This is a genomic window from Sphingobium sp. TomTYG72 (assembly GCF_055394715.1).
Map to the genome: position 1 here is coordinate 1728736 of NZ_AP027336.1, position 13244 is coordinate 1741979.

At 62.6% G+C, this 13244-nt stretch carries 13 protein-coding genes; 1 reads left to right on the top strand and 12 read right to left on the bottom strand.

The features are described 5' to 3' along the window. Window positions 1-87: 87 nt before the first annotated feature. The 10 genes from ACZ5U1_RS08625 to ACZ5U1_RS08670 all read right to left on the bottom strand — a co-directional run bounded on the left by ACZ5U1_RS08625 (window position 88) and on the right by ACZ5U1_RS08670 (window position 9838). A complete protein-coding gene (locus tag ACZ5U1_RS08625) occupies window positions 88-885 on the bottom strand; it encodes a thioesterase family protein (protein ID WP_464778054.1) in 798 nt (265 codons plus the stop codon). Beyond that, a complete protein-coding gene (locus tag ACZ5U1_RS08630) occupies window positions 875-2506 on the bottom strand; it encodes an AMP-binding protein (RefSeq protein ID WP_464778055.1) in 1632 nt (543 codons plus the stop codon). Before ACZ5U1_RS08630 ends, ACZ5U1_RS08625 begins: the two co-directional genes overlap by 11 nt. After that, a complete protein-coding gene (locus ACZ5U1_RS08635; protein WP_464778056.1) occupies window positions 2503-3906 on the bottom strand; it encodes an aldehyde dehydrogenase family protein in 1404 nt (467 codons plus the stop codon). The genes ACZ5U1_RS08630 and ACZ5U1_RS08635 overlap by 4 nt, the downstream gene beginning before the upstream one ends. Before the next feature lie 21 nt (window positions 3907-3927). After that, window positions 3928-6057 carry a TonB-dependent receptor gene (locus ACZ5U1_RS08640; protein WP_464778057.1) on the bottom strand — a complete coding sequence of 710 codons (2130 nt, stop codon included), beginning with the start codon at window positions 6055-6057 and terminating at the stop codon, window positions 3928-3930. A gap of 74 nt (window positions 6058-6131) precedes the next feature. Beyond that, window positions 6132-6602: a cytochrome C gene (locus ACZ5U1_RS08645; protein WP_464778058.1), complete on the bottom strand. Its 471-nt coding sequence runs from the start codon at window positions 6600-6602 to the stop codon at window positions 6132-6134. After that, window positions 6599-7048 carry a c-type cytochrome gene (locus tag ACZ5U1_RS08650; RefSeq protein ID WP_464778059.1) on the bottom strand — a complete coding sequence of 150 codons (450 nt, stop codon included), beginning with the start codon at window positions 7046-7048 and terminating at the stop codon, window positions 6599-6601. The genes ACZ5U1_RS08645 and ACZ5U1_RS08650 overlap by 4 nt, the downstream gene beginning before the upstream one ends. Further along, window positions 7045-7590 (bottom strand): methylamine dehydrogenase light chain, encoded by a 546-nt coding sequence (locus tag ACZ5U1_RS08655; RefSeq protein WP_464778060.1) that lies wholly within the window; start codon window positions 7588-7590, stop codon window positions 7045-7047. Before ACZ5U1_RS08655 ends, ACZ5U1_RS08650 begins: the two co-directional genes overlap by 4 nt. A gap of 3 nt (window positions 7591-7593) precedes the next feature. Next, complete coding sequence (locus ACZ5U1_RS08660) at window positions 7594-8181, bottom strand: thioredoxin fold domain-containing protein (RefSeq protein ID WP_464771199.1); 588 nt, start codon at window positions 8179-8181, stop codon at window positions 7594-7596. Continuing rightward, window positions 8181-8669 (bottom strand): MauE/DoxX family redox-associated membrane protein, encoded by a 489-nt coding sequence (locus ACZ5U1_RS08665; RefSeq protein WP_464778061.1) that lies wholly within the window; start codon window positions 8667-8669, stop codon window positions 8181-8183. The genes ACZ5U1_RS08660 and ACZ5U1_RS08665 overlap by 1 nt, the downstream gene beginning before the upstream one ends. Next, on the bottom strand, window positions 8669-9838 hold the full coding sequence (locus ACZ5U1_RS08670) for an amine dehydrogenase large subunit (protein WP_464778062.1): 1170 nt from the start codon (window positions 9836-9838) through the stop codon (window positions 8669-8671). The genes ACZ5U1_RS08665 and ACZ5U1_RS08670 overlap by 1 nt, the downstream gene beginning before the upstream one ends. Before the next feature lie 151 nt (window positions 9839-9989). Here ACZ5U1_RS08670 and ACZ5U1_RS08675 point away from each other — a divergent pair, with 151 nt between their 5' ends. Continuing rightward, window positions 9990-10673: a TetR/AcrR family transcriptional regulator gene (locus ACZ5U1_RS08675; RefSeq protein ID WP_464778063.1), complete on the top strand. Its 684-nt coding sequence runs from the start codon at window positions 9990-9992 to the stop codon at window positions 10671-10673. A 60-nt stretch (window positions 10674-10733) separates the two neighbouring features. Here the strand turns inward: ACZ5U1_RS08675 and ACZ5U1_RS08680 are convergent, their stop codons facing one another. Both ACZ5U1_RS08680 and ACZ5U1_RS08685 read right to left on the bottom strand, forming a co-directional pair. Beyond that, window positions 10734-12155 (bottom strand): aldehyde dehydrogenase family protein, encoded by a 1422-nt coding sequence (locus ACZ5U1_RS08680; RefSeq protein ID WP_464778064.1) that lies wholly within the window; start codon window positions 12153-12155, stop codon window positions 10734-10736. Further along, a complete protein-coding gene (locus ACZ5U1_RS08685; protein WP_464778065.1) occupies window positions 12152-13243 on the bottom strand; it encodes an NAD(P)-dependent alcohol dehydrogenase in 1092 nt (363 codons plus the stop codon). Before ACZ5U1_RS08685 ends, ACZ5U1_RS08680 begins: the two co-directional genes overlap by 4 nt. Window position 13244: the final 1 nt, after the last annotated feature.

Genomic DNA, 13244 nt, shown 5'->3' on the forward strand with positions numbered 1-13244 from the left:
CAGCATCAAAGCTGCGGGCGTCGCCGATTGAAGAGTAAGCTATTTGGTTTAAAAGTCAGGAGCAGCCAAGCCTATGCAATATCCAGATCAATTTTTAGGGCGCACCGTCAAGCATTGACAGACTGTGCCAAATGCCCCGCTTTCATCATGAAGAATGCTATGTGTAAGTCCGAGGCCTTGCGGACTCGCGGAGACTGAGATGTCGAGGCCGATCCATTCTCCCGTTGGCGGTCGCAGAAGATGTGCGGTAAGATCGAGATTGGGAAAAGCCGCGTCCTGGGGCGAGATCAGCGGCGCAAGGCCGTTGGCGATATCGACCAGTCCCATGGCCCGCGCCGTCGCCGACACATCCTCACCGTCCAGCAGCGCCAAGGGCGAACGAACCCAGCAGCGGGCGCGGCCCCGCCCGTGCTGTTGCCGCCGCACCTCCACACTGGCGATGAAACCTCCGGCCCAAAGGCTGGACGGATTCCAGCCGACTATGGTGTCGGGCGGCGGTAGGATAGGGAAATTGGTCGCAGCAAAGGCGCTGCTGTCGTTGGCCTGCGTCAGCCAGGCCCGCAGGACGATGGCGGGGCGGCCGCCATGGCTGAGCCGGGCCTCGACCAATTCGATGGTGCGGCCTGGCCGCAGCACGATCACCTCTATCTCCACCGCCTCCATCGGGATGACGCCCCATATGTCGTAGGAGAGACGCGCGACATGCAATCGATCGCCCCGTCGCGCGGCATGATCGGTTTCCACCGCATGGAGCAGCAGTCCGATCGCCGGCGCAACATGCTGTTCCGCGACATTCCATGCGCCGCCGACATGGCCCGTGGGCATGAACCTGCCATCGTCCGTCCGCAGGAAATAGGCCTGTGGGCCGCCGTGTTCAGACCCCAAGACCCAGTTCCCGTTCCATGATCGCCCGCATCTCGAACTTCTGCGCCTTTCCCGTCACGGTCATCTCGAACCGCTCGACGATGCGCACGTAGCGGGGAACCTTGTAGTGCGCGATGTGCCCGCGACAATGGTCCTGAATATCCTGTTCCGACAGGTTGGCGTCAGCTTTGGGGATGATCCAGGCGCAGACCGCCTCACCGAATTTCGCGTCGGCGACGCCGAACACCTGCGCGTCGGCGACGTCGGGGTGACGAAGTAGATATTCTTCTATCTCGCGCGGATAGATATTTTCACCACCGCGAATAATCATGTCCTTGATGCGGCCGGTGATGCGGACATAGCCGCGCGCGTCCATCGTCGCCAGGTCGCCCGAATGCATCCAACCGTCGGGGTCGATCGCCTCTGCCGTGCGATCGGGATCGTTCCAATAGCCCAGCATCACGGCATAGCCGCGCGAACAATATTCGCCCTGCTGGCCGATGGGGAGGATCGCGCCATCGGGGCCGACGACCTTCGCCTCCGCATGGGGGTGAACGCGGCCGACCGTGGTCACCCGTTCGTCCAACGGATCGTCCGTCGCAGTCTGGGTAGTGAGCGGGCTGGTTTCGGTCATACCGTAGCCGATGGTGATCTGGGTCAGGTTCAGCCGGTCCATCACCTGCCGCATCACCGTTTCCGGACAGGGCGATCCCGCCATGATGCCGGTGCGCAACGTCGATACGTCGAATGCGTCCAGATCCGGCTGGTTCAAGATGGTGATGAACATGGTCGGTACGCCATGCAGCATGGTGCAACCTTCCGCCTGCACTGTGTCGAGCACCAGCCGAGGATCATAGGCTTCACTGGGATAGATCATCGCCGCCCCGCTGGTCAGCGCCGCCATATTGCCCAGCACCATGCCGAAACAATGATAGAGCGGCACCGGGATACACAGCCGGTCGGCAGCGGTGAGGCGCATCGTGCGGGCCGAGAAATAGCCATTGTTGAGCACGTTGCGATGGGTCAGCGTCGCGCCCTTGGGCTGACCGGTGGTGCCGCTGGTGAACTGGATGTTGATCGCATCATTGTTGTCGAGCGTCGCCTCGATCAGGGTCAGACGATCGGGGTCGGCCTCCGCATGCAGATCGGACCAGTTCAACCAGTCCTGCTGCCTTTCGTCACCCAGCACGACCACTTGGCGCAGCGCCGGGAGCCGATCCGGCCCGATGTCCCGCAGCATCGCCACATAGTCGCTACTCCTGAATCGGGGCGCGGTGACCAGCAGGCTGCACCCGACCTTGTTCAGTGCATATTCAACCTCGCTGGTGCGATAGGCCGGATTGATGTTGACCAGGATGGCGCCGATCCGCGCCGTCGCGAACTGGATCACCGTCCATTCAGCGCAATTGGGTGCCCATATGCCGACGCGGTCGCCCTTGCCGATGCCAAGGTCCAGCAGCCCAGTGGCCACAGAATCGACCTGTGCAATCAATTGCGCCCAAGTCCAGCGGACGGACTGGTGTCGCGACACCAGCGCGAGGCCGTCACCATGCTCCGCTGCGACCGTCAGCAGCGCCTGACCGATGGTGGTTTCCAGCAGCGGGACGTCGGTGGCGCCCCGCGCTATCGACAGGCCGCTCATCGCTTGATGTTGATGACTTGCAGTTGGGTGTATTCCGCCAGCCCTTCCTCGGCCTGTTCAACGCCCAGCCCGCTATTCTTGAAACCCGCCATGGGGATGTGCGGGCCGATGGCGATATGCTGATTGACCCAGACCTGCCCGCTTTCGATCCGCGCCGCGATGTCGGCGGCGCGCGCCACATCGGCGGACCAGACCGATCCCCCCAGCCCATAGTCGGACGCGTTGGCGCGGGCGATCACATCCTCCACATCGTCGAACTTGATCAGCGGCAGGATCGGGCCGAACTGTTCCTCGTCCACGATCGTCATGCCGTCGGTCACGTCGCACACGATGGTCGGCGCGATGAAATAACCGGCCCGCTCCATCGCCTGTCCCCCTGCCACGATCTTGCCGTCGGATCTGGCGGCGTCGAGGAACCCCTTCACTTTCTCGAACTGCATCGCGTTCTGGATCGGCCCTATTTGCGTGCCCTGCTCAAGCCCGTCGCCCACGATCGCCGCCTGCGCCAGCGCCGCCAGTTCCTCGCACATGGCGTCGTAAATATCGGCGTGGATATAGGCGCGCTTCACCGCCAGGCACACCTGTCCGCAATTCAGGAAGGCATTGCCGAAAATCGCCTTCGCCGTTTCGCGGACATCGACATCTTCCAGTACGATTGCCGGATCATTGCCGCCCAGTTCCAGCGTCACGCGCTTGAGCCCATCGGCACTGCTGGCGGCGATGCGCTTGCCGGTCGCGGTGGAGCCGGTGAAGCCGATCTTGGCCACATCGGGATGGGTAGTCAGATGCGGCCCCAGATCATTGGCGTCGGTGATGATATTGACGACCCCTGCCGGGAAAATCTCCTTGCACAAAGCTCCCAGGGCCAGCGCCGTGGCGGGCGTGGTCGGTGCGGGCTTCAGCACGATGGCATTGCCCGCCAGCACCGCCGGCCCGATCTTCCAGCAGGCAACCAGCAGCGGGAAGTTCCAGGCGATGATCCCGACCACCACACCCAGCGGCTTGTGCTTGACGGCGATATAGCCCGCTGCGTCATCCTGAATAACGCGATCCGGCAATTCCAGGGTCGCATAATGGCGCAGGAAACCTTCGGTCCAGGCAACCTCGCCCTGTGCTTCGGGCAGTGGCTTGCCCTGTTCCTGCGTCAATAGCCGCGCCAGTTCCGCGCCGTTGGCCGCGACCGCATCGGCCAGCGCGGCTAGCTTCGCCTGCCGCTCGGCATAGGGCACCGCTGCCCAGCCGGGCTGCGCTGCCTTGGCCGCCGCGATCGCCTGATCCGCTTGGGCAGCCGAAGCACGCGCGACCGTGGTGAACGCCTCGCCCGTCGCCGGGTTGACGACCTCCATCTGGAGGTCGCCATCGATCAGTTCGCCGCCAATCAGCAGCTTATAGTCCGCCATTATCCTCTCCTTGCGCTGTCTTTAAAATTTCGCGCCAACCGTCACACCATATGTCCGCGGATTGCCGATGTGATTATAATCGAAACCAAAGCCCGCGAGCAGGTCCACGCGCGAGGTGAAATAGAATTTCTTTGTGAGGTTCTTCGCCCAGAGCGAGGCATTGAAGCGCCCGTTCGCGCTTTCCCAGTCGATATGGCCGCTGAGCAGGGCATAGCCCTTTTGCTTCAGACGGGGAATGTTCACCACCTCGAAATATTGACTCGACTGATAGGCGACTTCCGGGTGGAAGGAGAGGCTGCCGAAGCCGCCTTGCGCAACCGTCCAGTCGATCCCGCCGTTGAGCGTCAGGCTCGGCGCGTTGGACAGGCGATTGCCACCCACATCGACGCCGCTGACCGTGCCCTGCTTGATCCTCGCAGACAAAACGCCCAAGCCCGCGCGCATGGTCAGCATGTCGGCGGCTCGCACGGTCAGTTCGGCCTCGCCACCATAGATGCGCGACTTGGGGATGTTGAGCAATGTCTGCGCCGCGCTGGACGGATCGACGTTGATGAACTGCTGATTCTTGTAATCATAATAGAAGCCGGCGACATTTAACGTGATGCGGCGATCCCAGAACTGGGTCTTTGCGCCGACTTCATAGGATGTAACCTGCTCCGCCTTGGCCACCGACAATTCGGACGGATCGAAAAAGGCCTGAGCATTGAAGCTGGGCGCGCGATAGCCACGGCTAACGCTGGCATAGAGAAGGTTGCCGTCGGTCAGCTTATAGTCGAGGCCGATCTTGCCGGAGAAATTGTTTTTCCTGAAGCGCAGGTCGGACAGCGGGATCAGGGTCGCGACGACGCTGTCATCGACACCCAGCGCCTGTGAAATGAAGCCGTTCTGGCGGCCGGTATCATGGGTATAGCGCAGGCCGCCACGTAGCGTCACCGCCTCGCCAATCTTGTATTTGAGGTCGGAATAGACAGCGACGCTCTTCTTCACCTGGGTGAACTGGTTCTGGACCTTGCAGGCCAGCGGCAGGCCGTCGGCACAATCCTGTGCGTCGATGGTGCCGTCCGCGTTGACGTCGACATCGGTCGCGATCTCGAAGGCGGTGCGGTTGAAGACCTTTTCTCGGTTGAAATAGACGCCCAGGATGAAGTCGAATGGGCCGCCCGTGTCGCTGGTCAGGCGCAAATCCTGTGCGAACTGGCTGGCCTTGTCATAATAGGGGATTTCCAGCAGCTTGGTTGCCGTGCCGTCCGTATCCTCGCGGAAGAAGAGCGTGCCCTTGTCATAGGACGTGATGCTGGTCAGCGCGATCGCATCGGACAGATCGACATTGGTGGTCAGTGCTACCGATGTCGTGCGGGCGCGGCGGCGGGTGGAGACGTCGGACGCAATCTCCCAGCGCGACAGACCGGGCCGATGGTTGGCTTCGGGCTGGGCATAAATGCCGTAATTTTGCGGGTTCTGGAAACTGGTGGAGGCGCGCAGGACGAAAGTCAGCCCCTCGACCGGCTGGGCCTTCAGCGTTCCGCGAAACGCATATTCGCGGGTGCTGGCAAGGTCCGGCATGCCGGGCTCGACATTCCTGAACCAGCCGTCCGCCCTGGCAAAGGTGCCCGCCACGCGCAGGGCGGCTTTCTCGCCCAGCGGCACATTGACCGCGCCGTTCGCCTCGAACCGGTTATAATTGCCATAACCGGCGTTCACATAACCGCTGGTTTCACCCAGCTTCGCTTCCCGGCTGATGATGTTGACCGCGCCGCCCGTGGTGTTCTTGCCATAGAGTGTGCCCTGCGGCCCGCGCAGCACCTCGACCCGTTCGAGATCATACATGGCAACGCCGAGAAAGGCGAAATTGCCTTTATAAACTTCATCATAATAGGTGGCGACCGGGCTCGACTGGTTGAGGCTATAGTCGGACATAGACACGCCGCGCAGCGCGAAGATCGGCGTATTGTCGCCCACAATGGAGGTGAGCTGGAGATTGGCGACCTTCGTCACCAGGCTGTCGACGCTGCTGACGCGCGACTTTGCCAACATATCACCACCTATGGCGGTTACAGAAATCGGGACAGACTGTACATTTTCCGACCGCTTGGCCGCCGTAACGACGATTTCGCCTTGCGCGTCATCCTGCGCGAACGCCGGATTCATCATGCCAAGACCTGCGAAAGCCGCACAGCCGCATGCTACCAACCCTGTATATACTTCCCCCATCGATTATACTCCAATCATGGTTTTCCCTGTTCCATTCCTGCATGTTCGAACCCTGCCACCAGTCGCGCTCTTGTAGCGACGCGATCCAGTCGCAGGGGGTTGCGGCGCAAAGCAGCGATTTCCGTGGCGGAATAAGGCTTGAAATCGATTGGCAGATGCTCTGCGTCGAAAGTGTAAAGTGTCCAGTTGACGAGGTCCGCCAATCGCCGGTCGTCCAAATCGACCGTGGCGACGCCCGGCACCTGGCCGAGGAACGCCCGCCCGCCCGGCACCGTCAGAAAACGGGCGACGATGCCGCGCATCGGCGGATTGGACCGATCGTCGCCGCCCCCGTCCGGTCTATGGCAACCCTGGCATTTCAAAATATAGTCTTGATGGGCCTGACGCGGATTGACGACGCCCGGCATCGCTCGCTCGCTCGCTCCAGCCGCCAAGGTCGCGGATAATGCGACAAGGCCTGCCAAAGCGAGCAGGGCCAGCTTCACTTGCCGCCCGCCCCTTCATGGAGTTTCGCGACATCGGCGGCGTTCAGCGTCTTGCCGCCAGCCCGATATCCGGCCACTTCCTGATCGGTGAAGGGCTTGAAGTCGGGACCGGTGCTGGCGATCGACCCGCCGACATGGTTGAGCACTGCCGCCACTCCCGCATCGTCTAGCCCGCCCTGCGCCGGCATCATGCCGCGATAGGCCTTGCCCTCGACGCTGATCGGGCCGTTCAGTCCCTTGATTACGGCCAGCGCCAGATAGCGGCGGCCACCCGGCTTGGCGGCCAGGGTACGGAAATCGCGCCCCAATGGCGGATAGGCGCCCGGTACGCCAGCGCCAGTCCGGGTGTGGCAGGCAGCGCAGCGATTATAGATGGTCGCGCCATCCTGGGCCGCTTGCGCCATCCCCGCCGTCGTCAGCAGGGCCAGTCCCAGGGCGATCTTCATTTCGGTTGCTCCAGGGCCGTGCCGACGATCGCTGCAACCGAGCAATTGTAGATGCTGCTTTCGGTTCCCAGACACCAATTATAGTCGTTGTTCGACTGTGGCCGGACCTGCGGCCGGTCGCCTTCATTGCGATTGCACAGACACTGGCCACAGGAGGACACGCCGCAGCAATCATTATAGCTGATGATATAGGCGCGGCCGTCCGCAGGGTTGGTGCAGGTGCCGATCCAGGTGATAGGCGACATTTCCGTGCCCGGCGGGCAGGTGTTGACCGTGCCGCCGCAACAGGAACAAAGGAAGCCGTCGATCGCGCAATAGCGCCAATAATCGCAACTCGCCGGATTGCCGGGATCCTGCCGCGTGCCGGAGGTCATTTCAGGCCGGGCGGCATCGGCGTGGGTGGCGGCGCGCGCCACCGGCAAGGCGGGCAGCATGGCCGTGCCGGTCATCCCCGCCCCAAGCCAGGCCAGCAAGGAGCGGCGGGACGTGCCGCGCGCAACGGTCCGGGCCATCCGTTCGGTGAGCTTGTCGAAACCGTCCATGGTTCAGGCCTCCTTCCGGCGGGCGAGGAAATCCTGGATCGACGCGACGCCGCGTTCCTTTGCCTCGAACAGGCTTTCCAGATGCTCACGGCTGTTGATAAGGCCGAGCGAGGCGACCTTGCCATTTTCATCCAGCAGCACGGCATAGGGCAGCTTCGCGACGCCGAAGGCACGGCCCAGGGCTTCGGAAAGAATGATCGGCAGGCCGACCAGCCCATGGTCGGACGCCATGGCGCGATAGGCGGGTTTTGCGCCATCCCCCGCGATCACCACATCGATCCAGTCTGCCTCGGCGCGCGCGGCGGAGCGCAGCACCGGCAGCAGCGACTTGCAGACCGGGCAGTCGGGTGAGGCGAAAAAGAGCAACTGGCTGCGCCCATCGCGTTTGCCGCCGACACGCAATTTTGCGTCGTCGATGGTGATGAGGTCCATCGGCGTGGCCGTCTCACCGATCTTCACGCCCTGATGCAGGGTGAGCGCGCCTGCGGGAGCGATCCGTTCGTGCAGGATGCCGACCTGTCGGGCGAGTGCCGCAATCAGCAGCGCTTGGGCAATCACTGCGGCCCAAAGCAATATCTGGGATGTTAGCATCAGTTCTTCCTCCAAACAGGCTGGGGAATGGCAAGGAGCTCGGCCGCACCGAACCAGAGCGCCAGGAAGCCGGCGGCGGCGAAGGGCGCATCGAGCGTGAAGGGCGCCTGGGGCAACAGGCTCACAAATGCTGCGAGACCGGCCAGCAGCGCCGGGCGGGCGATCTGGACCCAGCCGACCGGCTGCTCCCGGGCCACGAGGTCGCAACCGCAATCAAGCGACTGGCCCCGGCGGCGCAGCAGCAGCAGGGCGTAGAGTGCCCAGAGCAGCAGTGCGATGATGGCGCCGACCGACCGCAGTGGCCCAATCAGCAGACACAGGGAAGCGGTCGTTTCCGCAACGCCCCCCGCGATCAGCAGCAGCGGTCCAGCCGGTGCTGTGGCCCCCACAAGCCGCGCCGCCGCCGTCCCGAGGCGCTTGCGATCGATCGCCTTATGCAGCGCCGACACGCCCAGCAGCATGGCGAGGAAAAGGGAAAGCGCAGCCATTATGGCACCGTGATGACGATGGGATTGGCCGCGACCGTTGCGCCCAGGGTCCGCACGAAAGCACCGGTCGCAGCGTCATGCACGTCGATCACGCCGTCCGCCCGCGCCACGATCAGTTGCGGCGCATCCTCACGCGTCACCGCGATGGCCAGCCCCTGCCCCTTGAGCGCGATACGGGAGAGGCGCATCTTCCTGACCGGATCGATGACCCAGACTTCGGTGCCACCATCCTTGTGGCTGCCTTCCTTGCCGTTGGGGCTCATCAGTACATAGAGCAGCCCCTTGGCGTCCGACGCGATGACCTGCCAGCCGCCCGGCCGCCATTGCGGGGCGCCGCCGTCCGCCTTGCCGACGCTGAAGGCGCCCGGAAGCGGCCTGGCAACTGGTCCGGACAGGTCGATGCCCTGGACCATGCCATAATAGCTGACGAACCAGGCGGTGCGGCCGACCATGGCGGGCGCGCCGAACAGCGGCTGCCGATCAATATCCTGCACCCTGGCGACGCTGCTGGAGGAGGCCGCCTGCCCCTTTTCGTCCAGCGTCACGCTAAAGATCGATCCGTCGGCGCACAGGCTGCTGAAGCCGCGCTGGCCGCTGGGATAGATTTGAGTGCAGCCGGGCAGATCAATCTCCCCCAGCACCTTGCGCCCTTCCAGATCGACGACGGTGATCGACTGGGCCGGGGTGAAATTGGCGACCAGCGCCCATTTGCCGCCATTGGTGAACTGGAAAACGTTGGGATAGGTAACGGACAACTGACGCTTGCCACCGGGCAGGACGATCTCACCCTTGGGTTGAAGCGTTTTCATATCCCATATGGTTATGGCGTCCGTTCGCTCCCCGCGCGTGAGCCGGCTGTAGAATGTTTCTGCGGTGTAAATCTCGCCGCGATCCTGCGCTACCAGTTCATTGGCGAATTGGGCCGCGCGTACCATCCCCTTAAGTGGCCGGTCCGCCGAGCGAGTATCGACCAGCGCCAGCTTGCCGTCGAGGATAGAGGCGAAGTTGAGATCATGGATCAAGACCCAGCTTTTCGGCCAATTAACAGGCAGTTCCGTGACACTGGGCAGTGTTTCTTCGGGCAAAGGCGCAGGAAATTTTGTGGTGTCGGCAGATGCTGACAAGGGCATTGCCGCGCCAAGCAGCAAGCTCAGACCAATGGACCGCATGTCTGTAATCTCCCGCTGCGGATCCCGTCCGCTTGAGGATGATTATGAATAAACGGCAACAATTCTGTCAATTGACCTAAATTTGTCATTCGACATATTTATACGAACCTCTATAGTTCACCTGATTGAACGGAAAATAACGGATATTCAGATGGATGAGGCGGAAGGCCAGGCGGCGGCCCTGATCATGACGGAACGGGATGGCGGCTATTCCAAGGGGCACGAGACGCGCGAGCTTATCCTCCATACCGCCCTCAATATCCTGATTGAGGAGGGCTATCGCGCGATGAGCATGCGCCGAGTCGCGACCGACTGCGGCATCAAGTTCGGCAACCTGACCTATCATTATCGCAGCCGCGATGATCTGGTCCGCGAACTGCTGGAAGCGGTGATCCGTGGCTATGAGGTGGAGTTTGACCAAATCATCCATTTGCCGGGGCCGCCCGCCGAACGGCTGCAGCGCATCTGCCGGTTAATCCTGGAGGATATTCGCAGCAAGAAAACGACGCACCTTTTCCCAGAACTTTGGGCGCTGTCCAATCACGATAGTTTCGTGCGGGGCCGTGTGCAGGAATTGTACGAACGCGCCCGCGCGCCGCTGGCCGAAATAATAGGCGAGATGCGACCAGATCTGTCTTTTGAGGACCGCAAGGCAATCGCTCTATTCATCTCTGCGTCGATGGAAGGACTGACGCCTTTTGGCGGCTACGAGAAACCATTCGAGCCGATCATGTCGACGCTTGAAGCTATTGCCCTTCACTCGTTCGTTTCTCTGGTAGAAACTTACGATGGTGGAATGGCTGCTGAGCAACGATCACAGCCTTCTTCTGAATGACGCTGTAGCATTGCGCTGTTGATCTGCTGGGCATCTTGCCGTCAGTCTGACCACAGGCGCTCACCCCAGCGGAGCAAGATTGACGTTCACGATCCGCGCCTGGGTGAACTCCTCCAGCCCCTCGATGCCCTGCTGGCGGCCGATGCCCGACTGCTTGGCGCCGCCGAACGGTATGTCGAAGGGAAGCGAAAGGTGGCGGTTCACCCAGACCGTGCCGCTTTCGATGCGCCGGGCGACCGCTTCCCCGGCGGCCGGATCGGATGTCCACACCGTGCCGCCAAGTCCATATTCGCTTGCATTGATGCGGGCGATGGCATCGTCCAGACTGTCATAGGACAGGACAGGGATCACCGGACCAAATTGTTCTTCGGCAACCAGCTTGGCGTCGTCAGGAATGTCGCGGACGACCGTGGGAGCTATGAAGAAGCCATCTCTCTCCAGCGCATGTCCCCCCGCGATCACCCGTCCGCTGTCATGCGCGTCAGCAAGATAGCCCAGCAGCTTTTCGAACTGGAGCCGGTTCTGGATGGGGCCGATCTGCGTGCCTTGTTCAAGCCCGTCGCCTACCAGGGCGCGGTCTGCAAGGGCGGCGAGCGCGTCGCAAAGCGCGTCATATTTGCTGGAGGGGACATAGACGCGCTTGGCAGCAAGGCAGACCTGGCCGGTATTGACCGTCGCGGCCTGGAAGATTGCGGGCGCCACCGTAGCGATGTCGGCATCCTCCAGAACAAGCGCGGCGTCGTTGCCGCCCAGTTCCAATGTGGAGCGTTTCAGGGTGCCGGCGGTGCTGGCCAGCACCTTCTTGCCGGTCGCCGTAGAGCCGGTGAAGCTGACATGGGCGACGCCGGGATGGGCGGTTAGCAGCGGGCCGAGGTCGTTCGCGTCCACGATCGTCTGGAAAACACCGGCGGGCAGGATCGGGGCGGCAATCTCACCGAGCAGCAGTGTCGTCAGAGGCGTGGTGGGCGCGGGTTTGGCGATCACCACATTGCCTGCAATGAGCGCGGGCGCGAGTTTCAGCATCAGCAGCATGATCGGGAAGTTCCACGGTGTGATTGCGGCGACGACACCCAGCGGAGAGCGGAATTCGACGATGCGTTCCTCGCCGGTTTCCCGCAATATCCGGTCGTGAAGTTCAAGACTTGCGAAATAGCGCAGTGCCGCAATGGACCCGCCAGTTTCGAATGTCGCCTGGTCGAGCGGCTTGCCTTGTTCGAGCGTGAGCAGGCGGGCGAAATCATGGAGGCGTGCTTCCATAGCGTCGGCCAATGTTTCCAGCATGGCGCGCCGCTCACTCCAGCCAAGTGCGGACCAGGAAGGGAAGGCGCGGCGGGCGGCGCTCACTGCCTGATCGAGTTGCACCGCGTCGGCCCGTGCTGCGTTGGCAAAGGGCAGGCCAGTCGCAGGATTGACGACGGGAAGGCCGGACGCGCCGTCAACGAGCGTCCCGTCGATCAACAGGCGGAAATTGTCCATGGTCATTGCATCCTCAAAATGGGCTTGATCGCGCGGCCGGTTTCCGCTGCTGCGATGGCTTCTGCCAGCTGTTCGAATGGGTAGAATTCCACCAGTTTCTCTATCGGGAAATCGCCTGTCCGCCAGTGCTCGATCATGCGGGGAATGATGTCATGCGGATCGGCCGAGCCTTCGACGATACCGCGCACCACGCGCCCGGCGCTCATCAGATGCGCACCGTCGAAGCGGATGGCGGTGTCCGGCGCAAAGGCGGCCACCAGACCCATTTGCCCGCGCGGTGCTAGCAGGGCAATCGCCTGTTCGATCAACGGCGCGTGGCCGGTGGTGTCGATGGCGTGGTCAAGATCGCGGATCCCTGAATCTCCCAGCGCGCGGCCGTCGGCGACATGGGCTTGGGTTGCGCCAAGCTCGCGCGCGAGGGCGATGCGTTCGGGCGAACGATCGACGGCGACGATTTGCGCTGCTCCCGCGATGCGCGCCGCCATGATCGCCGCCAGCCCTACCGCCCCGGTGCCGAGGATGAGGATGCTGTCATTTCTTCGCACGCCCAGCGCGTTCCAGACCGCGCCCGCTCCAGTCAGAAGCCCGCAGCCCAGCGGTCCGAGCAATTCAAGCGGTGCGTCTTCTGCCACGCGCACGGCGTTGCGAGCAGGCACGACAGCGTGGGTGGCAAAGGACGACTGGCCGAACACATGGCTGTGGACCGGCCCGTCCGAATTGCGGAGAGCGGTCGATCCATCGGAGCGCGCCGCCAGGAAATTGTTGGGGACGAAATCGCGGCAATAGGCTGGCTGACGATCGTCGCAATTCCGGCAGTGACCGCAGCTCGCAAAGCTAAGCACCACCGGATCGCCGGGCTGGAGTCCGGTAACGCCCTCCCCCACGGCAAGTATCCGGCCTGCTCCCTCATGCCCGAGCACGACGGGCGTGGGCACGGGGAGCAGGCCGTCACGCATCACGATATCCGTGTGGCAGATGCCGGTGGCGACCAGTTCGACCAGGACCTCGTCAGCCCTTGGGTCGTCTAGGGAGAGAGACTCGATGGTGGTCTTGCCACCGGCGCGGGTCACTGCTGCACGGATATCGCGGGGCATG